The 19,524-nt window shown below is 74.7% G+C and carries 18 protein-coding genes; 9 read left to right on the top strand and 9 right to left on the bottom strand.

Translation table 11 applies throughout. The features are described 5' to 3' along the window. Window positions 1-18: 18 nt before the first annotated feature. Both EJA20_RS06355 and EJA20_RS06350 read right to left on the bottom strand, forming a co-directional pair. Window positions 19-2,256 (bottom strand): alpha/beta hydrolase-fold protein, encoded by a 2,238-nt coding sequence (locus EJA20_RS06355; RefSeq protein ID WP_129337322.1) that lies wholly within the window; start codon window positions 2,254-2,256, stop codon window positions 19-21. 197 nt (window positions 2,257-2,453) lie between these two features. After that, window positions 2,454-2,975: an FBP domain-containing protein gene (locus EJA20_RS06350; protein ID WP_129337321.1), complete on the bottom strand. Its 522-nt coding sequence runs from the start codon at window positions 2,973-2,975 to the stop codon at window positions 2,454-2,456. Window positions 2,976-3,481: 506 nt separating this feature from the next. Here EJA20_RS06350 and EJA20_RS06345 point away from each other — a divergent pair. After that, on the top strand, window positions 3,482-5,155 hold the full coding sequence (locus tag EJA20_RS06345; RefSeq protein ID WP_164983856.1) for a GNAT family N-acetyltransferase: 1,674 nt from the start codon (window positions 3,482-3,484) through the stop codon (window positions 5,153-5,155). Between the two features lie 59 nt (window positions 5,156-5,214). Here the strand turns inward: EJA20_RS06345 and EJA20_RS06340 are convergent, their stop codons facing one another. The 3 genes from EJA20_RS06340 to EJA20_RS06330 are packed head-to-tail and all read right to left on the bottom strand — an operon-like array spanning window position 5,215 to window position 7,183. Continuing rightward, on the bottom strand, window positions 5,215-5,970 hold the full coding sequence (locus EJA20_RS06340) for a zf-HC2 domain-containing protein (RefSeq protein ID WP_129337319.1): 756 nt from the start codon (window positions 5,968-5,970) through the stop codon (window positions 5,215-5,217). Continuing rightward, a complete protein-coding gene (locus EJA20_RS06335; protein ID WP_129337318.1) occupies window positions 5,967-6,479 on the bottom strand; it encodes a sigma-70 family RNA polymerase sigma factor in 513 nt (170 codons plus the stop codon). The genes EJA20_RS06340 and EJA20_RS06335 overlap by 4 nt, the downstream gene beginning before the upstream one ends. 50 nt (window positions 6,480-6,529) lie before the next feature. Then, window positions 6,530-7,183, bottom strand: a complete 654-nt coding sequence (locus EJA20_RS06330; RefSeq protein ID WP_129337317.1) for a COG4315 family predicted lipoprotein — start codon at window positions 7,181-7,183, stop codon at window positions 6,530-6,532. Between the two features lie 205 nt (window positions 7,184-7,388). Here EJA20_RS06330 and EJA20_RS06325 point away from each other — a divergent pair, with 205 nt between their 5' ends. Together EJA20_RS06325 and EJA20_RS06320 are read left to right on the top strand one after the other, a co-directional pair. Then, the gene (locus EJA20_RS06325) at window positions 7,389-7,826 is read left to right on the top strand and encodes a hypothetical protein (RefSeq protein ID WP_205687396.1); all 438 of its coding nucleotides are present in this window, start codon (window positions 7,389-7,391) and stop codon (window positions 7,824-7,826) included. Window positions 7,827-7,980: 154 nt separating this feature from the next. Further along, window positions 7,981-8,667 (top strand): 4a-hydroxytetrahydrobiopterin dehydratase, encoded by a 687-nt coding sequence (locus EJA20_RS06320; RefSeq protein WP_129337316.1) that lies wholly within the window; start codon window positions 7,981-7,983, stop codon window positions 8,665-8,667. 84 nt (window positions 8,668-8,751) lie between these two features. Here the strand turns inward: EJA20_RS06320 and EJA20_RS06315 are convergent, their stop codons facing one another. Then, entirely contained in the window at window positions 8,752-9,708 is a 957-nt protein-coding gene (locus EJA20_RS06315; RefSeq protein ID WP_164983855.1) for a LacI family DNA-binding transcriptional regulator, read from the bottom strand. 238 nt (window positions 9,709-9,946) lie between these two features. Here EJA20_RS06315 and EJA20_RS06310 point away from each other — a divergent pair, with 238 nt between their 5' ends. Together EJA20_RS06310 and EJA20_RS06305 are read left to right on the top strand one after the other, a co-directional pair. Then, window positions 9,947-12,385, top strand: a complete 2,439-nt coding sequence (locus EJA20_RS06310; protein WP_129337314.1) for a glycoside hydrolase family 2 TIM barrel-domain containing protein — start codon at window positions 9,947-9,949, stop codon at window positions 12,383-12,385. A 257-nt stretch (window positions 12,386-12,642) separates the two neighbouring features. After that, entirely contained in the window at window positions 12,643-13,488 is an 846-nt protein-coding gene (locus EJA20_RS06305; RefSeq protein WP_129337313.1) for an alpha/beta fold hydrolase, read from the top strand. 448 nt (window positions 13,489-13,936) lie between these two features. Here the strand turns inward: EJA20_RS06305 and EJA20_RS06300 are convergent, their stop codons facing one another. Genes EJA20_RS06300 through EJA20_RS06290 form a run of 3 tightly spaced genes read right to left on the bottom strand, consistent with a single transcriptional unit; the run spans window position 13,937 to window position 16,607 of the window. Further along, complete coding sequence (locus EJA20_RS06300) at window positions 13,937-14,932, bottom strand: aldo/keto reductase (protein ID WP_129337312.1); 996 nt, start codon at window positions 14,930-14,932, stop codon at window positions 13,937-13,939. A 41-nt stretch (window positions 14,933-14,973) separates the two neighbouring features. After that, on the bottom strand, window positions 14,974-15,711 hold the full coding sequence (locus EJA20_RS06295; RefSeq protein WP_205687395.1) for a flavodoxin: 738 nt from the start codon (window positions 15,709-15,711) through the stop codon (window positions 14,974-14,976). Next, a complete protein-coding gene (locus tag EJA20_RS06290; protein ID WP_129337311.1) occupies window positions 15,708-16,607 on the bottom strand; it encodes a helix-turn-helix domain-containing protein in 900 nt (299 codons plus the stop codon). The genes EJA20_RS06295 and EJA20_RS06290 overlap by 4 nt, the downstream gene beginning before the upstream one ends. 143 nt (window positions 16,608-16,750) lie before the next feature. Between EJA20_RS06290 and EJA20_RS06285 the strand changes: the two genes are divergently transcribed. From EJA20_RS06285 to EJA20_RS06270, 4 genes are all read left to right on the top strand, one after another. Then, window positions 16,751-17,629 carry an aldo/keto reductase gene (locus tag EJA20_RS06285; protein ID WP_129337310.1) on the top strand — a complete coding sequence of 293 codons (879 nt, stop codon included), beginning with the start codon at window positions 16,751-16,753 and terminating at the stop codon, window positions 17,627-17,629. 113 nt (window positions 17,630-17,742) lie between these two features. After that, window positions 17,743-19,008, top strand: a complete 1,266-nt coding sequence (locus tag EJA20_RS06280) for an MFS transporter (protein ID WP_129337309.1) — start codon at window positions 17,743-17,745, stop codon at window positions 19,006-19,008. Then, window positions 18,924-19,124, top strand: coding sequence for a carboxymuconolactone decarboxylase family protein (locus EJA20_RS06275; protein WP_129337342.1), 201 nt, complete (start codon window positions 18,924-18,926; stop codon window positions 19,122-19,124). Before EJA20_RS06280 ends, EJA20_RS06275 begins: the two co-directional genes overlap by 85 nt. Further along, a complete protein-coding gene (locus tag EJA20_RS06270) occupies window positions 19,117-19,503 on the top strand; it encodes a DUF2255 family protein (RefSeq protein WP_129337308.1) in 387 nt (128 codons plus the stop codon). The genes EJA20_RS06275 and EJA20_RS06270 overlap by 8 nt, the downstream gene beginning before the upstream one ends. Window positions 19,504-19,524 lie beyond the last annotated feature (21 nt).

The following is a 19,524-nucleotide window of genomic DNA, read 5'->3' as shown; positions in this document are numbered from 1 at the left end:
TGCCGCGGGGGAGCCCGGTCAGGCGGGGGGCGCCTCCACGAACAGCCGGGGCAGGAAGTCGATGGCGGCCTTCTGCCAGACGTCCCAGCTGTGGGGGCCGGGGATGATCGGCGCGAACTCGTGCTCCACGCCGCGGCTCTCCATGGCGGCGACCAGCGAGAGCGTCGCGCCGTAGGTGAAGTCCTGGATGTCGCCGGAGTACACGCGGAGCAGGTTCGTGCCCTCGTTGATGGCCTGGACGTCCGCGGAGGCCGGCGGGGCGCCGAACGCCGACATGGCGCCGATCCAGCCGAACTCACCGGGGTACGCCCACAGCGTGCTGAGCGTCTGGCCGGACCCCATCGACAGGCCCGCGAGCGCCTTGCCGTCGCTCTCGGTGCTGATGTTGAAGGCCGCCTCGGCCGTCGGGGCGATGCGGGTGGTGATCTCCGTCGGGAAGTCCACCCCGTTGCCGTTGGCCATGACGACCACCATCGGGACGATGGTGCCGTCCTGCAGGTGGTTGTCGAGGATGCGGTCGATGTGGCCGACCTCGACCCAGTCGGTCCAGGTCTGCCCGCCGCCGTGCTGCAGGTAGAGGACCGGGTAGGCCTCGGCGCGGGCCGCGTCGTAGCCCGGGGGCGTCCACACGTAGGCGGAGCGCTGCTGGCCGGCGGCGGTGCTCGTGTAGCTCATGACGCTGAGCTCGCCCTGCGCCTCGGCCGGGACCTCGGCGGTGTACCGGCCGCGGAGGGTGTCGCCCTCGACGACGAAGGTGCTCCACGTCGGCTCGGAGGTGACGCGGGTGGGGTTGCCGGCGTCCTTGGAGTCGACGCCGTCGGCGACGATCTTGTAGTAGTAGGAGCCGCCCTCGAAGGCGAGGGAGAGCCGCCAGGAGCCGTCGGCCTGGCGCACCATCGGGGTGCGCGGCCAGCTGCCGGCCGGGCCGAAGTTGCCCCACACCATGACGTTGTTGGCGTCGGCGTACTCGGGGCCGACCTCGAAGGTGACGACGCCGTTCTCGTCGATCCACGGCGTCGGCGTGGAGCCGGCGTCGGGGAGGGCGTGCCGCACGAGCGGCAGGTGACCCTCGCTCGGGCCCTCGTCGTCGACGTCCTGGAAGACGCGCTGGGCGAAGTCGTGCAGGTTCTTCTGCCAGGTGTCCCAGGTGCCGCCGGTCTCCGGGTCGGACCCGTCGGACTGGAACTCGACGCCCGCGGCCGTCAGCTTCTCGGCCAGCGCGACGGTGTCGTCGTAGCCCGGGTCGGTGACGTTGCCCGTGTACAGGCGCAGGACCTCCGTCGACTCGTTGATCTTGCGGACCTTGCTGTCCCGGATCGCGCCGTCGAAGCCGCCGGAGAAGATGCCGACGTGGGAGAAGTCGCGCGGGTTCTCGACGAGGCTCTCGACCGCCAGCGTCCCGCCGCGGCCGATGCCCGCGATCGCGCGCTCCTCGCCGTCCGTCGCGATGTTGTACTCGCGCGCGGTGTCGCGCAGGAGGTCCTTCGTCACCCGCGAGACGCGGTCGAACACGTTGGCGTCCGCCGCGACGACCACCATGGGCTCGATGTCGCCGTCGAGCGCGAGGTTGTCCAGGACCTGCTCGAGCCGGCCCAGCTCGGCCCACTCGCGCGGACCCTGGTCGGCGTCCTGGAGCAGGTAGAGGACGGGGTACGGCTCCGCCCGGTCCTCGTCGTAGCCCGGGGGCGTCCAGACGAGCGCCTCGCCCCCGCTCTTCGGCGCCTGGCCGTAGGTGAAGGCCTCGAGTGCGCCACCGCCCTCCGCGTCCTCGAGCCACTCCGCCCCGGGCCCGGGGACGAAGAGCGTGCTGTACGTGGGCTTCGACGTCACCTCCTGCGGGGCCGCGGGGTTGCGGAAGGCGACCGCGTCCTGGTCGAGCGCCGGACGCGCGAGGTACTGGTAGTAGTAGAAGCCGGGCTCGAGGGGGCCGAAGGTGGCGCTGACGTTCGGCCCGCTGGCGCCCATGTTGTACGTCGTCCACGCCTTGCCGGGGCCGAAGTTGCCCTGCACCGCGACGAGCGGGCTCGCGACGCCGGACGCCGCCGTGACGGCCGCCGACGTCGTCGTGAAGCGGTAGACGTCGGAGACCGGGTTGTTCGGCACCTCGCCCACCCACGGGTCGGCGCTCACCGCGGCCGCCGCGGCGGGCTGCGCCACCAGCAGGGCTGCCGCCCCGACCGCCGTCGCCGCGGCCGCGGCCAGCGCCCTGCGTCCGCGCCCGGTCGCCCCGGGGGTGGCCCCCTGTCGAGATCTCATCACCATTGACTCGCCTCTCATCCGCACTCCGTTGCCATCGGGCACGCTCTCGCGCCCTCTGCGGGGTCCACGGCGACGGGCTTACGACGTCGTAAACTCCCTGCACCGAGGATTTACGACGTGGCAAGACCTGTCAACCCCCCGGGTGCCGAGGGGGAGGACCGCGCGCCGCGTCCTCCCCCTCGGGCGGTCCGCGGTCAGGCGGTGCGGCGGACCTCCTGCACGAAGCGCGCGGAGCGCTCGCGCAGCTCTCCGACCCGCCGCTCGACGACCGCGGCGCGCGCGGCGACGAGGTCGGGACCGGCGGCCGTGCCCACCTCCGTGCGGGTGGGCGTGCGGCGGACGTGCGCGGAGCACGCGAAGTCCGTGCAGACCAACGTGCCGACCGTGTCCCCGCGACGGCCGGGGGCGCCGGCCCGGCGGGCGACGTAGAGGGACACGTCGTCCGTCGCGACGAGGTCGGTGCACCACGCGCAGACGCCGCGGCGCCGGGCACGGCCGGTCCCGGGGTCGGCGGCGCGCAGCACGACGCCGGCGGGCCCGTCGGCCAGCGGGACGACGGCGTAGGCGACGAGGGGGGCGCGGCGGTCGCGCCAGCCCAGCACGTCCAGGCGCTCCCAGGGCAGGGCGGCGAGGTCGGGCAGGGTCGCCTGGGCGGCCTCGCGGCGGCTGGCGTTGACGAAGCAGGCGCGCAGCTGCGCCTCGGTCAGGGGATCCATCGTGGTGTCCTCGGGGGTGGTGGGGGCCACGGGCCCCACGTCCCGCCCGGCGCGCGCACGGGGGCGCGGCGGCAGGGCGCGACGGTCGGGCCGGTGGGGAGGCGGGACGGACCGCACCACCCGGGCCCCGGGCGCGCCGCGCACGACGACGGCCGCCGGCGGGGCGGCGACGGTCGGGCAGGACGACGGCCGTCCCGCGCCCGACGCCCGTGGTCGGGCAGGACGGCGTCAGGCGCGGGCGGCGGGGCGGGGGGCGGCGCGGTGGCCGCGGTGCGCCGAGCAGGCCGGCACGGCCACCTCGCCCCCCACGGGTCCACCCGTCATGCTCGCGCTCCCGGTCGTCGGCGGCCGGGCACCCGGAGGGCGCCGCACGGCCGACGCAGGATCGTACGAGCCGGGTCCGCCGTGGTCCACCCCGTCACCCCCGCGGCCGTGCGGGCCGAGGTGGCCGAGGTGCCGGCGGCCGGCCTCGTCACCCGTCGTCGCCGCTGCTAGCGTCCCCGCTCGTGCCCGTGCCCGCGGACGTGCCGGCCGACGTGCCCGCCGGCGTCCCCGTGGACGTGCCCGCCGACCTGACCGCGGACCTGACCGCTGACCTGACCGTGCGCGCCGCCACGCCGCAGGACGCCGGTCCCACCCGCGACGTCCTCCGACGCGCGATCGCCCGGACCGCCCGCGCCCGCTACGACGAGGCGCAGGTGCGCGCGTGGCTCGACGCCCAGCCCGCTCCCGAGGAGTGGGGGGCCGAGCGCGGCCGCTGGACGACCTGGGTCGCCGAGCGCGGGGGCCGGGTCGCCGGCTTCGTCGACGTGGACGGGCGCGGGTACGTCGCCCGGCTCTTCGTGGACCCGGACCACGGCCGGCAGGGGGTCGGCGCCGCGCTGCTCGCGCACGTGCGCGCCACCGCCCGCGCGGCGGGGCTGACGGAGCTCACGACCCACGCCAGCCTCGTCGCCCGTCCCGTCTTCGAGCGCGCGGGCTTCGGGGTCGTGCGCGCCGAGACGGTCCACCGCGGCGACGTGCCGCTCGACCGGTACCTCATGCGCGCCGACCTCGCGCCCGACCCCCCGCTCCACGGCGTCGAGCACGGCGCCGGGGACGGCGGGGGCGAGGGTGCGGTGGGCGGCGCGGGGGACGGCGCCGGGGACGGCGGCGGCCTCGCCCTGGCCCGCGCCTTCCACGCGCGCGTCGTCGCACCGCTGCTGGCGGCGCACGCGCCGGGCGTGCCCTACGCCGCCGCGCGGGTGGGACCGGGCTCGGAGGTGCTCGGGCTGGACGACGCGACGTCGCGCGACCACGACTGGGGGCTGCGGCTCCAGCTCTTCGTGCCGGAGGACGCGCGCGGGCCCGTGCGGACGGCCCTCGACCGGCACCTGCCCGACCGGTTCGCCGGCCGGCCCGTCCGGTTCGCCCTCACCGGGGACCCGCACCGGCGGCCGCGGGTCGACGTCACGACGGTCGAGGCCTTCGCGCAGGGGCGGCTCGGGTTCGACCCGCGCGCGGCCGGCACCACCGTCGTCGACCGGCTCTCCGTCACGGGCCAGGCGGCGCTCGAGGTCGTCGGCGGGGAGGTCCTCGTCGACGGGCCCGGCGGTCTCACCGCCTTGCGGCAGGCCCTCGCCTGGTACCCCGAGGACGTGGGGCGGTACCTCGTCGCGAGCACGTGGCAGCGGCTGGACCAGGAGCTGCCGCTGCTCGGGCGCGCCGGCGAGCGCGGCGACGAGCTGGGCTCCCGGTGCGTCGCGGCGCGGCTCGTCGACGTCGCGGTGGACCTGGCGTTCCTCCTCCAGCGCACCTGGGCGCCCTACCCGAAGTGGCGCGGCACGGCGCTCGCGGGCACCCCGGCCGGCCCCGGGGTCGTCGCCGACCTCACCGCCGTGCTCGAGGCGACCGGCTGGCGCGACCGGCAGGCGGCGCTCGGCGCGGCGCTCGTCGGGCTGGCCGACGTCCAGCGGGCCGCGGGCCTGCCCACCCCGGACGACGTCGTGGTGCCGTTCTGGGACCGGCCGCACCTGCAGGTCGGGCCGGACGTCGTGCCGTCGCTGCTTTCCGCCGTGCAGGACCCGCAGGTGCGGCGGCTCGCGCCGGGTCTGGGTGGCGTCGAGCAGCTCACGACGAACGTCCACGTGCTGACGCACCCGAGGCGCCGGCGGGCGCTCGTCGCCGCGGTCCACGGCTGACGCCCGGGGCGGCCCCGACGGGCCGAGCTCGGGCCGGGCCCCGTCGGGCGCGGGCTGCCTCAGCCCGTCAGCTCGGCGGCCAGCAGGGTTCGTCCGTCGGCGGACCGCAGCTCGACGGCCGCGATGTCGGCGATCACCGTCCCCGTCGCGGCGGGCACGGTGATCTCGCGCCCGGGGACCGCGGCCCACGTCGCCACCTGCTCGTCGGCGCCGTCGGCCCCCACCACCACGAGCGCGTACGCGGGTGGGTCCTCGTACCGGCCGCCGGTGCCGCCCGCCGGGCCGGGCACGGTCGCGCCCGTCCCGGTGGCGTAGCGGCAGCGCAGCTCGATCCGGGTGCCCCAGGCCACGCTCTCGAGGCGCACGGACGCGGTCACGGGCGAGGGCGTCGTCGGGGCGAGCGCCACGACCGTCCCCGCGGGCCCCTCGTCGCCGACGAGCGCGAGCGGGGAGGCGGGCACGAGGAGCAGGAGGGCGGCGACCGCGGCCGCCGCGAGCCCCCCGACGAGCGCCCGCCGCCGTCTACGCCGCCGCTCGCCGCGGCGCACGGACCACAGGAGCCCGGCGAGCACGGAGCCGGGGACGTGCTCCGACGGCGGGCCGGGGAGCGCGGCGGTGACGGGGTCCGCGTCCGCGATCCGCGCGACGAGGTCCGGCGGCACCAGGTCGAGCAGCGCGGGCAGCGGCCCCACGGCGTCGACGGCCGCGCGGCAGGCGTCGCACCCGCGCAGGTGCTCCTCGAACGCGGTGCGCTCGGGCTCGTCGAGGGCGCCCAGGACGTAGGCCTCGGCGTCGACGGCGAACGGGTCGCTCATGCCGTCACCCCCTTCTCCTCGAGCGCGAGGCGCAGGGCGCGCAGCGCGTAGTGCGTGCGGGACTTCACGGTGCCCGGCGGCACCCCGAGCACGCGGGCCGCCTGCGCCACCGTGAGGCGGCGGAAGTAGCAGAGCACGACGACCTGGCGGTGCTCGGGGGTGAGGCGGGCGAGGGCGTCGGCGACGATCCACCCGTCCAGCACCTCGTCGGTCCAGGTGTCCTCGCGGGCCGGGGGCTCGGGCGGCTCCTCCGTCGGCACCTCGCGGTCCTGGCCCGCCCGCCACTGGTCGATGACGAGCCGGCGCGCGACGGTGAACAGCCAGCCGCGCACAGCGCCGGGGGGCCGCTCGAGCACGTCGGGGTGCCGCCAGGCGCGCAGCAGCGTCTCCTGCACCACGTCCTCCGCGCGCCCCCGGTCGCCGCCCGTCAGGCGCAGCGTGTACGCCCACAGGCCCCGCCCGTGCTCGGCGTGCAGGGCGACGACCACGTCCGCCGTGCTCGCCGCCATGCCGCCCCCTCCCCGTGGCCCCACGTCCGCGCCCGCCCGCACCGGCGCCGTCAGCCGCGCACGGGCTCGCCGTCGGCGGTGAGCACCCACCACACGTCGTTGACGCCCTGGCCCGTGACGTCCCCGGCGGCGGCGTCCTGCGCCCAGTAGTACAGCGGCCAGCCGCCGTAGGTCACCTGCACCGTGCCGTCCGTGCGCTCCACGGTGCCGAGCATCGCGTCGTCGGCCCCCTCGCCGGCCGCGGGCGTGCCCTCGACGAGCAGCGGCGGCCACGCCGAGGCGCACTGGTCGTAGCAGGTGCTGGCGCCGCCCCGCTCGTCCTTGTCGAACATGTAGAGCGTCATCCCGGCCGTGTCGACGAGGACGTCGCCCAGCGAGGTCGTCGCGACGCCCACGCCGGTGGCGCCTGCTGCGTCCTCGGACGCGGTGGTGTCGGGGCTCGCGCTCCCGGTCGGCTCGGTGGTCGGCTCGTCGGCGGGCGCGCTCGACGCCGGCGCGCTCGCCGCGGGCTCCTGCGACGCGCCGCCCGCGTCGTCCCCCGAGGCCCCGGGGGAGGAGGAGCAGCCCGCCAGCACCACCAGCGCGACGAGCGCCGCCGCCCACCGCGTCCGCCGCTCCCCGCGCGGCACGGCGCCTCGTCGCCCGGCCCGCACGCCCCCGCCCTCCGTGCCCCGCCCCACCCGCACCGCTCGTGCCGTGACCATGTCGAGCCCCTCCCGCCGCCGGCTCGCCGTCCGAGCCCGTTGAGGGGGATACGGGGCCGGGATCGGGATGGTTCACCGCACACCCCACACCGCACACCGGGCACCGGGCGCCGCGCACCGCCGACCGGGGTGAACCGTTCGGGGCGGGCGTCCGTACTCCCTGAGGGGCGCCGACCGCCGGCGCCCCTCACGGAGGAGGTGGGTCGTGCGCGCGCTCGTCCTGACCCGGTCGCTGACGTCGGCCGCGGTGATGCTGTCCGGGGTCGTCCACCTCGAGCTGTGGGCGCAGGGGATGTCGGCGCTCGACGTCGTCGGCCCCGCGTTCCTCCTCAACGCCGTCGCCGGACTCGTCCTCGGCGTGGTGCTCCAGCTCTGGGAGCACTGGCTGCCGCTCCTGGCCGCCGCCGGCTTCGGCGCCGCCACCCTCGGCGCGTTCGTGCTGTCGACGACCGTCGGCTTCTTCGGCGTCCAGGAGCGCTGGCAGGGGGCGGCCGTGTGGCTCTCGGCGGTCTCGGAGGTCGCGGCGCTGGTCCTGGGCCTGGTCGGCGCCGGGCTCGTGCTCCGCCGTCGCGGCACGCACCGCGCGGGGCCCGGCGGCGCCGACCCCGCGGCCCGGGTCCGTCCGGCGGTGGTTCGGCGCTGACGGCGCACCCACGGCGGCGTGGCGCCGGGCGCCCCGGCCGACGCCCTCGGCCCGACCAGGTAGCCGTCACGGCCGGCGTCTGGACGCGTCGGCGGGGGCGGTCCTACGGTCGGGCGACGAGCACGACGGCGCACCGCTCACGGACGAGGTCCCCATGGACATGCTGACGGGCCGGGAGATTGCCGACGCGGCGCTGGCCGACTGGCGCAAGCTCGCGCAGGGGCTGCACGCCCGGTACCGGGTCGACGGCTTCGGCGCGGGGGCGCGGTTCGTCGCGGCGGTGGGCGAGGCCGGCGACGCCCTGGGGCACCACCCGCTCGTGCAGCTCGGCCCGTCGTGCGTGGACCTGAAGCTGGTGAGCGCCGACGCCGTGTACCGCGACGGCGGCGGCACGGAGCACGTCGTCGAGTGGGTGACGCAGCAGGACCTCGACCTCGCCCGGCGGATCAGCGCGATCGCCGCGGACCACGGGCTCGTCGCCCACCCCGCCGCGGTCAGCGTGGTCGAGCTGGGCCTCGACACGGCCCGCTCCGCGAGCATCGCCCCCGTCTGGGCCGCGCTGCTCACCGGCGACGCCCAGGCCCAGGGCCGCGGGTCGCCCAGCGACGAGGTCCGGGACGCCACCGGGCGTGTCCCGAACCTGTGGTTCGGGGACGCCGCCGAGGGGGAGGGGCCGCACCAGCGGTTCCACGTCGAGGTCTACGTCCCGGCGGAGGTCGCCGCGCAGCGGGTCGCCGCGGCCGTCGCGGCCGGCGGGACGGTCGTCGACGACAGCGACGCCCCGTCCCTCACCGTCATCGCCGACCCCGACGGCAACCGGGGAGTGGTCTGCGTCGCCTAGACCACGGGCCCGGCGCGCACGACGGCGCCGAACCGGGCCCGGAGCCAGGGACCAGGGGCGCCGGCTCCAGGGTCGCGGAGGGGCTCAGGTGGTCTCGCCCTGACGGACGACGTACCGGATGGGCGGCGGCGCGAGGGGGCTCTCGATGCCCAGGGCGGCGAACGTGCGGGCGGCCAGCGTCCGGGCGATCACCGTGATGTCGTAGCCGATGCTCGTCAGGCGCGGCCAGGAGCTCCGGCCCAGCACGGTGTCGTCCACGCCGACCAGCGCGACCTCGGCCGGGACGCGGCGGCCGGTGCGGTGCGCCGCGTGCAGCAGGGCGAGCGCGACGTCGTCGTTGTAGCACCCGAGGGCGACCGGCGTCGGCAGGTCGGTGTCCGCCACGGCGCCGTCGACGTCGAAGGTCACGAGGACCTGCCGCGGGGTCGGCAGGCCGAGCTCGTCGGCCCGGTGCCGGAAGCCCTCCTCCCGCAGGGAGCCGTACAGGTCCTGACGGCTGTCGCGCACCCGCGCGTACGCGAGCGTGCGGTGCCCCCGCTCGTACAGGTGCTGCGCCTGGAGCGACCCGACCTCGTCCTGCGCGCCGGGACCGGCGACCTTCCCCGCGGGGGGGCGCCCGACGAGGACGACGCCGACGCGGTCGGCGGTCTCGGCGTCGTCCGGTGTCAGCCCGGACAGCGACAGCAGCGCCGCCGGCTGCAGGGCGGCGAGGAACGGCTCCAGCGTGGTCGGGCCGCCGCCGGCGTAGCGGACCACCAGGAGCAGACCCTGCTGCGCGAGCTCGGCGGAGAGCGCGTCGATGAGGTCCTGGTGGTGGCCGCCGAAGGTCGTGTGCCCCACGAGGGCCACGACGACGTCGCTGGTGCCCCGCCGCAGCGCCCGTCCCGCGGCGGCCGGCCGGTAGGCCATCGCCTGGGCCACCTCCAGGACGCGGGCCCGCGTCTCGGCGGCGAAGCGCTCGCCCTTGCCGTTGAGGATCTGGCTGACCGCCGCCCGGGAGACCCCGGCCGCCCGAGCCACGTCCGCGCCGCTGACCGTCACCCGTCCATCATCGCCCCCTCGGGAGGTGTTGACACGATTTAACAAGCCTGGTGTGATGCTCGTGTGAGCGCTCACGCGCTCGTCTCTGCACCTGGCCGACCAGACGGCCCGACCGCACGGATGCGGCGGGGCACCTGTCGTCGACCGGCCCCCTCACGCCCGTCGCGGCTGCCGCGCGCCCGGACGGGGTCGGCAGAGCTCACCCAGCGAGGACGCTGGTCCTCGGGATCGGAGCACCATGCACCTGTCCACCACGCCGCGCCCCACCGACCGGTCACGACCCGTGCGCTGGCGCGCCCTGGCCGTGGGCGCCCTCGTGGCCGCGCTCGGCGTCACCGCGGTCGCCCCCGCGGTCGCCGGTCCGGCACCGGCGGCCACGTCCGCCGGCAGTGCCCCCACCTTCGACGCGGACTACCTGCGCGGGGTCTCCGGTCCCGAGCCGCTGAGGACCGTGAACCTGGCCGGCACCTGGAACTTCACGCCGATCACGAACACCGTCTGCACCGGCGGCGGGCGGTTCGGCCTCACGACCGGACCGTTCCTGTCCTGCGAGGACACGCCTGCTAGCGGGGAGCGCACCCGGATCCGCGTCCCGGGCGGCGGCTGGCTCAAGCAGGGGTGGGAGGACCTGTCCAGGGCCGTCTACCAGCGCACCATCGCCATCCCGATGGTGGCCGGCGACCAGGTCACGAAGCTCCACTTCGGCGCGGTCAACCACCGCGCGACGGTCAGCGTCGACGGCGAGGTGGTCAGCACGCAGATGAGCGCCTACACCGACTCGGTCTTCGACCTGACCGGCTTCGTCGAGCCCGGCAGGACGCACCGGATCGAGGTCCTGGTCGAGGGCCGCAAGCTCTTCGTCGGCGACGACGGGCGCTACACCGTGCCCGAGGGCGCCTCGTGGTCCGACGACGTGGCGCAGGGGATCTTCCGCTCCGCCGACCTGGAGATCTACCCCGCGGTCCACGTGGCCGACACCTTCGTGCGCACCTCGGTCGCCGACGGCACCGTCACCTACGACGTGACCCTCACCAACAGCACCGGGCAGGCGCAGAAGGTCGACCTCACGGGCAGCTTCTCCTCCTGGAACCAGCGGGACTGGAAGTACCCGGCCGTGCCCACCCGGCACGCCGTCGTGCCGGCGGGCACGACGACCACGATCACCGTGGGACCGCTGCGCTGGCGTGCCGGCGCCGACTCCTACTGGCTGCCGAATTTGCCCTACCAGGAGGGCTACACCGCGCAGCTGCACGAGCTGGACGTCCGCCTGACCGCCCGCCCCCAGGGCGCGGGCGTCGGCACCGGTGCGCCCGTCAGCACCTCCGACTTCCGCGTGCGGTTCGGGTTCCGCGAGCTGAGGCAGGTCGGGGCCTTCTACGAGCTCAACGGGGTGCGGATCAACTTCCGCGGCGACTCCCTGCAGGGCGCCAACTACGACAACATCGACCACCACGGCGTCAGCGACGCCTTCGACACGCTGCCCGGCTTCCGCGCGCCCACCCGCGACAACCCCGGTTGGCCCCAGGCGGTGCGCAACTACCAGCGCCTGAACTACAACAGCGTCCGCATCCACCAGATCCCCGCGACGCCCTACATGCTCGACGTCGCCGACGAGCTCGGCCTGATCATCCAGGACGAGACCGCCATCCGCGGCTCCAACGACCGCCAGAACTTCGAGGTCGACGGCGGCCGGCCGAACATGGTCGACCACCTGGCCGACCTCGTGCTGCGGGACCGCAACCACGCCTCGGTGCTGCGCTGGAGCCAGGCCAACGAGCCCGAGATGGACATATTCGACCTCATCGGCGTCGTCGGCGCCAACCCCGGGGCCGGGCCCGAGTTCGACGAGCTGCTCTACCGGACCGTCAAGGCTCTCGACCCCACCCGGCCGATCAGCACCGACGGCGACTCGGCGGACCTGCCCCAGCACGACGACTACACCGTCTTCTGCCACTACCAGGGCGACCAGGGCCAGTTCGCCGTGGGCGCCTACACCGAGAACGTCTGCGACGTCCCGGGCAAGCCGAACGGCCAGGGCGAGTTCCTCTGGAACGTGGACCACACCCCCCAGGGCTTCACCTGGTTCGCCACCGCCGGGCTGCGGATGCGGGAGAAGGGCGCCGAGGACACGCGGCCCTACACCCTGCTCAACGCCTGGACCTCGGTGATCCCCGGTGTCGAGCGCACCGACTTCACGTCCATCGAGCGGGAGTACCCGAACGGGCCGCTGCCGCTGTACGGCGAGGACAACCTGGCCGACCCGTGGAGCAACCCGCAGATCCAGCTCCTGCAGAAGGCGTTCAACCCCGTCGCGGCCGTCGACACCGCCTTCTGGGCCGACAACAGGCTGTCCGACGCGCTGGGGCGGTGGCCGCTGGCCCCCACGACGATCCCGGCCGGGGCCACCACCCGCACCCTGACCGTCTTCAACGACACCCTCGCCGGGGACCAGCTCGAGGTGACGTGGGAGCTCCACGCCGGCACCGCCGACGGGCGGGTCCTGCAGCAGGGTGCGGCCACACCCCGGATCGCACCGGGGACCCGGACGGCGCTGCCGATCACGTTCGACGCGCCCGCCGGGCAGGGCCTGCTGCACCTCGAGGTCACGGTGGCGAAGCCGGGCCAGGGCGTGCTCTTCACCGACAGCAGCACCGTGTTCCAGGTGAGCGCCGGCTAGGACCGCGCGACCAGGACGAGGGCCGGCCCGGGCACCACCGGGTCGGCCCTCGTCCTCGCTCCCGCTGCGGGCTCGTCAGGGCCGAGGGTCGACCCTCGGGCGCGACGGACGACGTCCCGACCTGTCGCCCGACCCCTCGGAGGAACTGCCGACCACCCGCGAAGGCGTCCCCGCCGCCCAGTGCCCGCCGGAGCGCCGACGAGTTCAACGGCGTCCGGCGGTCTGCACGGATCGACCGGCGCATCGAGGAGGACGACATGACCCAGACGACGAGCACCAGCACCGCGGAGCGCTCCGCGACGACGGGCTACGCGCCCGTCAACGGCCTGCAGATGTACTACGAGGTGCACGGGTCGGGCGGCACGCCGCTCCTCCTGCTCCACGGCGGCCTGTTCGACATCGACCAGCAGTTCGCCGACCTGCTGCCGCACCTCGCGCAGGACCGCCAGGTGATCGCAGCCGACTTCCAGGGGCACGGGCGGACCAACGACGCCGACCGGCCCCTCACCACGGCGGGCCTCGCCTCCGACGTCGTCGGGCTGCTCGCCCACCTCGGGCTGGCCCAGGTCGACGTGTTCGGCTTCAGCATCGGCGGGGCGGTCGCCCTGCACCTGGCCGTCGAGCACCCCGACCTCGTGCGCCGGCTGGTGGCCTCCTCCGTCTCCTTCCACCCCGACGGCGACCGAGGGGGCAACAGCGAGGCCGTCGCGGAGATGACCGTCGACATGATCGCCGGGACGCCCATGGAGCAGGCGTACCGCGAGAAGTCCCCCCACCCGGAGAAGCTGCAGGACCTGCTCACCAAGCTCAGCCACTACGACGAGGGCTTCGCCGGATGGTCCGACGACGCCATCCGCGGCATCGCCGCACCGACGCTCATCACGGTCGGCGACTGCGACATGGTGCGGCTGGAGCACGCCGTGCGATTCCTGCAGCTGCGGGGCGGCGACGTCAACGGCGACTTCGAGGGCGTCCCGTCCTCCCAGCTCGCCGTCTTCCCGGGCACCACCCACTTCTTCGGCCTGAGCCGCGCCCCGATGGTGCTCGACGCCGTGACCACGTTCCTCGACACCGACCCCGCGGGGGCGACCGCCCAGGACTAGACGTGCGTCCCGGGCCGTGGTGCTCCCGCGGGCGGTCATCGAAGGCTCTGCCCGCGGCGGGCGGGGCGGCCGTCGAGCGGTGCTTGACCGAGCGCCGGCGCCGCCCGCTGGCCGGGAGGGGCGAGCGAGAGGCCTCGCCGGCCCTGCAGCCGCCGGTGACGCGGTCGCCACCCGGCGGGGCACGGTCGCCGCTCCAGGGGCCGAACGTGCGTCGCGGGCAGCGCGGCCGCCGTCGCACGCCGCGGTCGAGCGGAGGAGTGCACAGCCGCCGCCCGACATCCGGATCTGCCGATGAGCGGGCGTCAGGACTCGCCATGAACAAGCCTGTGACAGGCTTGACGAAGCCGCTCATCCGCGCGTCGAAGGCCCTCAGATCAGTGCCGCCCAAACGCTACGGCCGAGCCCCTCCGAGTCGGAGGCCCGGACACGCGTCGTCACCGGGAACCGCTTAGCGGTTGATCATGCGCTGCATGGGCTCGGGGTAGCGGTCGGGCTGGGCGGGGAGTTCGTCGGCGGCGGCGGTCAGGTCGGCCAGGTCCTGCGCGGTGAGCTCGAGGTCGACGGCGGCGACGTTCTCGGCCAGTCGGTGCTGCTTCGTAGTGCCGGGGATCGGCACGATCCAGGGGTGCTGGGCCAGCAGCCACGCGAGGGCGACCTGGGCGTTGGTGGCTCCGGTGCGCGCGGCGATGGCCGTGAGCAGGTCGACCATGGCCTGGTTGGCGGCGCGCGCCTCCTCGGTGAAGCGAGGCAGGTTCCCCCGCAGATCGCCCTCGGCGAAGGTCGTGCTGGTCCCGATGGTGCCGGTGAGGAAGCCCTTGCCGAGAGGGCTGAACGGCACGAACCCGATGCCCAGCTCGATCAGGGCGGGCAGAATCTCCTGCTCGGGCTCGCGCCAGAACAGCGAGTACTCGCTCTGCAGCGCGGTGACCGGCTGCACGGCGTGCGAGCGGCGGACGACGTCGACGCCGGCCTCGGACAGGCCGAAGGCCTGGACCTTGCCCTCCGTGATGAGGTCCTTGACCGTGCCTGCGACGTCTTCGGCGGGCACGTCGGGGTCCACGCGGTGCTGGTACAGCAGGTCGATGCTCTCGGTACCCAGGCGGCGCAGGGAGTCCTCGACGGTGGCGCGGATGTGCTCGGGCCGGCTGTCGAGCCCTGTGCCGGTCGGGGCCGGGTCGCCGGGCAGGGAGAAGCCGAACTTGGTGGCGATGACGACGTCGTCGCGGAACGGGGCAAGGGCCTTGCCGACGAGCCTCTCGTTGGTGAAGGGCCCGTAGACCTGCGCGGTGTCGAAGAAGGTGATGCCGCGGTCGACGGCGTCGCGGATGAGGGCGATGCCGGCCGCGTCGTCGACGGCGGCGCCGTAGCCGTGGCTCAGGCCCATGCAGCCCAGTCCGAGGGCGGAGACCTGCAGGCCGTCGCGGCCGAGGGTGCGGGTGATCATCAGAGGTTCTCCCGGTTCGGTGGAGTGGTGCGGTGCGGTGGTCACGCGGTGAGCAGGCCGATGGCGCGCAGCCATTCCTGCGCGTCGGCGCGGACGGAGCTACGGGGGTCGGGAACGTCCTCGCCGCGGGCGGCGAAGCCTTCACCGAGGCGTGCGCCGGCGCACCAGGCGGTGTAGTCGCGTTCGGTCCGGCCCAGGCCGCTGACGGCGTAGGTGACGAAGGGGTGCACGCTCGTGCCGGTGAAGTCGAGCGCTTCGGCGACGGTGGCCATGATCATCGGGGGCCGCACGTTCCAGATCGGGCTGCCGAGTAGGATCGTGTCGTAGCCCTGCAGGGAGGTGAGCGGGTTGGCGACCGCCGGTCGGGCGTCGTCGTCCTGCTCCTGGACGTTGCGGGCCACGGTGGCGTCGTAGCTGTCGGGGTAGGCCTCGACGGGTTCGATGCGGTGCACGTCGCAGCGGATGGCCTCGGCGATCATGTCGGCGAGGACCTCGGTGTTGCCGACCGTGAGGTGGGTCCGGCCGCCGTGGAAGTAGTTCTCCCCGGCGCGCGAGAAGTAGACGAGCAGGGTGCGTGAGCCGCCTGCGGTGCTAGGCGCGGTCGTGGTTGCTCCCGGTGCGGTGGAGGGGTCGGGCGCCGGCGACGTGCGGCGAGCGGAGGTGCTTGCCTGCGGCGTGGAACAGGCGGTGAGGGCTGCTCCCAGGGCGCCGGCGCCGAGCAGGAGAGCGGCGCGCAGGACGGCACGCCGGTCGCTGGAGCGGGGCTCGGGAAGTGTCACGACGTGCTTTCTTGCGCGTGCTCGGGCTCAAGCTGGGCGCTGTCGGGGACCGCCTCGGGCGTGCTGGCCCAGCTGGCCAGGAGGTTCAGGGCGCGTTCGTCGAGCGATTCGGGCTCGGCGGTGAAGATGTAGAGCACGAGCCCTTCGTCGGAGGGCAGCTCGAGGGCCTCGTAGGACAGGGTCAGCTCGCCGACCACGGGGTGGTGCACGCGCTTGCGGCCGGTGCGGTGGTGGCGCACGTCGTGCTCGGCCCAGCGGGCGGCGAACTCGGTGCTGCGGGTGCACAGCTCCCCGATGAGGTCGGTCAGGGCCTTGTCGTAGGGGTTCTTCCCGGCCCTGCTGCGCAGGCTGGCCACGGTGTCGGCGGCGGTCTGGTCCCAGTCCAGGTAGTAGTCGACGGCGCGGGGGTTGAGGAACCGGAAGCGGGCGGTGTTGACCGGGCGGGCGGGGTCGTCGAACAGGGGGGACAGATAGGCGCGGCCCAGGGTGTTGGTGGCGACCACGTCGCCCAGGGTGTTGCTTACCCACGCCGGGGACAGCTGGGAGTCCAGGATGGCCTGGATCGCGGGGCGGACCCGCCGGCCGGCGGGACGCTGCCGCACGGCCGTCGTGGTGTTCGCGGCCCGCGCCAGGTCGAACAGGTGCGTGCGTTCGGCGTCGTCCAGGAGCAGGGCCCGGGCCAGGGCGTCCAGGACGCTCTCGGAGGCACCGCGGATGTTGCCCCGCTCGAGCTGGGTGTAGTACTCCACCGACACCCCGGCCCGCTCGGCGACCTCGTCGCGGCGAAGGCCCGGCACCCGACGCGTGCGGCCATCGGTGGCCAGCCCGACCTGGGCGGGGGTCACCTTCGCGCGGCGGGAGACCAGGAAGTCTCGGACCTCGCTGCGATTGTGCATGCACTCACGCTAAGAGCCCTGCTCCGGTACTGGGAGAGGCTGACAGCACCCCCATGGCCGAGGGCGGCAACCGCGGCGACGGTGGTCAGGGGGGTGCTGTCAGCCTCTCCCTGCGGATCCCGGACGTGCCTACCGTCGTTGCCATGAACGAGCTGACTCTGAACAACGGCGTGACGCTGCCGGCCCTGGGCCTGGGCGTCTTCCAGTCCTCCCCCGAGGACACCCGCACCGCGGTGGCCGCGGCCCTGCAGGCCGGGTACCGCCACATCGACACCGCTGCCGCCTACGGCAACGAGCGCGAGGTCGGGCAGGCCATCGCCGCCTCCGGCCTGGACCGCTCCGAGGTCTTCGTCGAGACGAAGGTCTGGATCAGCGACTACGGCTACGAGCAGACCCTGCACGGGTTCGACAAGAGCGCCACCAAGCTGGGCCTGGAGCAGATCGACCTGCTGATCCTGCACCAGGCACTGCCCTCGGACTTCGAGAAGACCCTCGCCGCCTACCGGGCGCTGGAGAAGCTGCTCAGCGACGGCAAGGTGCGGGCCATCGGGGTCAGCAACTTCATGGTCGAGCACCTGGAGCGTCTGCTGGCGGCCACCGACGTCGTCCCGGCCGTCAACCAGATCGAGGTGCACCCCTACTTCGCCCAGCGCGAGGTGCAGGACTTCGGCCGCCAGCACGGCATCCTCACCCAGGCGTGGTCGCCCATCGGAGGCATCACGTTCTACCGCGAGGGCGAGCACACCAGCACTCTGCAGGACCCGGTGATCGTCGCCATCGCCCAGGCCCACGCGAAGAGCCCGGCGCAGGTCATGCTGCGCTGGGGCCTGCAGCAGGGCCGCTCGGTCATCCCCAAGTCGACCAAGGCGAACCGCATCGCCGAGAACATCGACGTCTTCGACTTCGAGCTGACCGGCGAGGAGCTCGCCGCGATCGACGCCCTGGACACCGGCAGGCGCGGGGGGCCCGAGCCCGAGGCCATCACCCTGGGAACCTTTGGCATGCCCATCCCCGAGGCCTGAGCCGACTCCGGCGCCGTCCCCGGCAGCGGCAGCACGTGCAGCCCCTGCCGGGGACGGTCGCCCACCGCTGGGCACAGGTCACACGCACCAAGACAAGGAAAGTCCGCTCCGTGATGAGCAGCCGTGACCCCTCCTCGACCCTCGACGACGCCCCCGTGATCACCTCGGACGAGGCCGGCACCTCGCAGGCAGGGATCGAGCGGACGCATTCGCACCTCGCCACCGCCGGCGGCCACCGCCCTACGCGGCGTCGGCTCGCCGACCGCGCGTCCTACGCAACGGTGGTCGCCGCCCTGGTCCTGGTGTTCGTCGGTTCGGGCGCGCCCGTCCCGCTGTACGCCACCTACCGCCGCGAGTTCGCGGTCAGCAGCGGTGACCTGGCCCTGACGACCGTGGTCTATTTGGCCGTGACGGCCGCGGCCCTGCTGGTCCTGGGGCGGCTGTCCGACGTGCTGGGCCGACGCCCCGTCGCGATCGCTGCGGTGGTGTGCGCGGCGATCGGCCTGCTCGTGCTCACCCGGGTGGACGGCCTGGCCCCGCTGGTGGTCGGCCGCCTCCTGCAGGGACTGGCCTGCGGGACCGCCACCAGTGCACTGGGCACCTACGCACTCGAGCTGGCTCCGGCCCGCCCGGCCTGGGCAGGTCCTGTCGTGACCGCCAACGCCCCGGCCTTCGCCATCCCGTTCGGCGCCCTGGTCTCCGGGACGCTGGTCCAGTACGCCCCGCAGCCGCGTCAGCTGGTCTACCTCCTGGTCGCCGTCGCGCTCGGGCTCTGCGCGATCGCCCTGGGCTTCTGCCGCGACACCGTGCAGCGCACGACGGGCGTGAGGGCGGCGTTGCGGCCCCGCGTCCAACTCCCGGCCGGGCAGGGGTGGGCTGTGCTCGCCGTCTCCGGAGGCCTGGTGGCGACCTGGTCGCTGTCAGGGTTCTTCCAGGCGTTCTCCCCCACGCTGACCGTGGACCAGCTCGGCAGCACCTCCGCCCTGCTCGCCGCCGTCGTTTTCGCCTGCATCGTGGTGCTCTCCCCGCTCGGCGGCGCCCTGGGTGGACGCCTCGCAGCTCCCCGCACCCTTGCCGTGGGGATGGTCGTCTTCGCCGTGGCGGCGGTCGTCATCGTCGTCGCCGTCCACGCCTCGGCCACCGTCGCGCTCCTGGTGGCCTGCCTCGTCGGCGGCATCGCTCTGGGTGCCATCGGCGGGGCGGGGATGCGCCTCATGCTCGCCGGCGCCGAGGCTCACCAGCGCGCGGGCATCATCTCGACCGTCTACCTGATCTCCTACAGCGGCGCCGTTCGCTGGTCACCATCGCCTCGCTCGTCACCGGCGGCAGCACCGAACAACTCGTGGGCCACCTGCGCCTCGCGCGGGAGAACGGTCTGAGCGAAAGCGAGCTCGTCGAGGCGATCGTGCACCTGGCGTTCTACGCGGGCTGGCCCAAGGCCATGTCGGCCATCGCCGTCGCTCAGCGGGTCTTCGGCGAGGACCACGATGACTGACTGGACCAGCGAGCAACTCCGGGCGGTCGACGTCACCGACGAGGTGCAGGTCACCCCGACCGGACCCGACGGGGCCCAGACTCCGGCGGTCACGATCTGGGCGGTGCGGGTCGCCGACGCGGTCTACGTCCGCTCCGCACGCGGTCCCCGCAACGGCTGGTTCGTCCGAGCCAGGACCTCCGGCACCGGCCGCTTCAGCGTCGGGTCCCTCGAGGCTGCCGTCACCTTCGAGTCCGTAGACCCTCAGGACGGCGCGCTGCAGAACCGGCTGGACGCGGCCTACCACGCCAAGTACGACCGCTACGGGCCACGCATCGTCGGCAGCGTCACCGGACCCCTCGCCGCCCAGGCCACCCTGCGGGTCACGCCCGTCGACTGAGCACGACGCCCACCCCACTCC

Origin of the sequence: Cellulomonas endophytica (assembly GCF_004123805.1) — a bacterium.
GTDB lineage: Bacteria > Actinomycetota > Actinomycetes > Actinomycetales > Cellulomonadaceae > Cellulomonas > Cellulomonas endophytica.
Note: the sequence above shows the minus strand (reverse complement) of the source record. Positions and strands in the feature narration are given on the sequence as shown.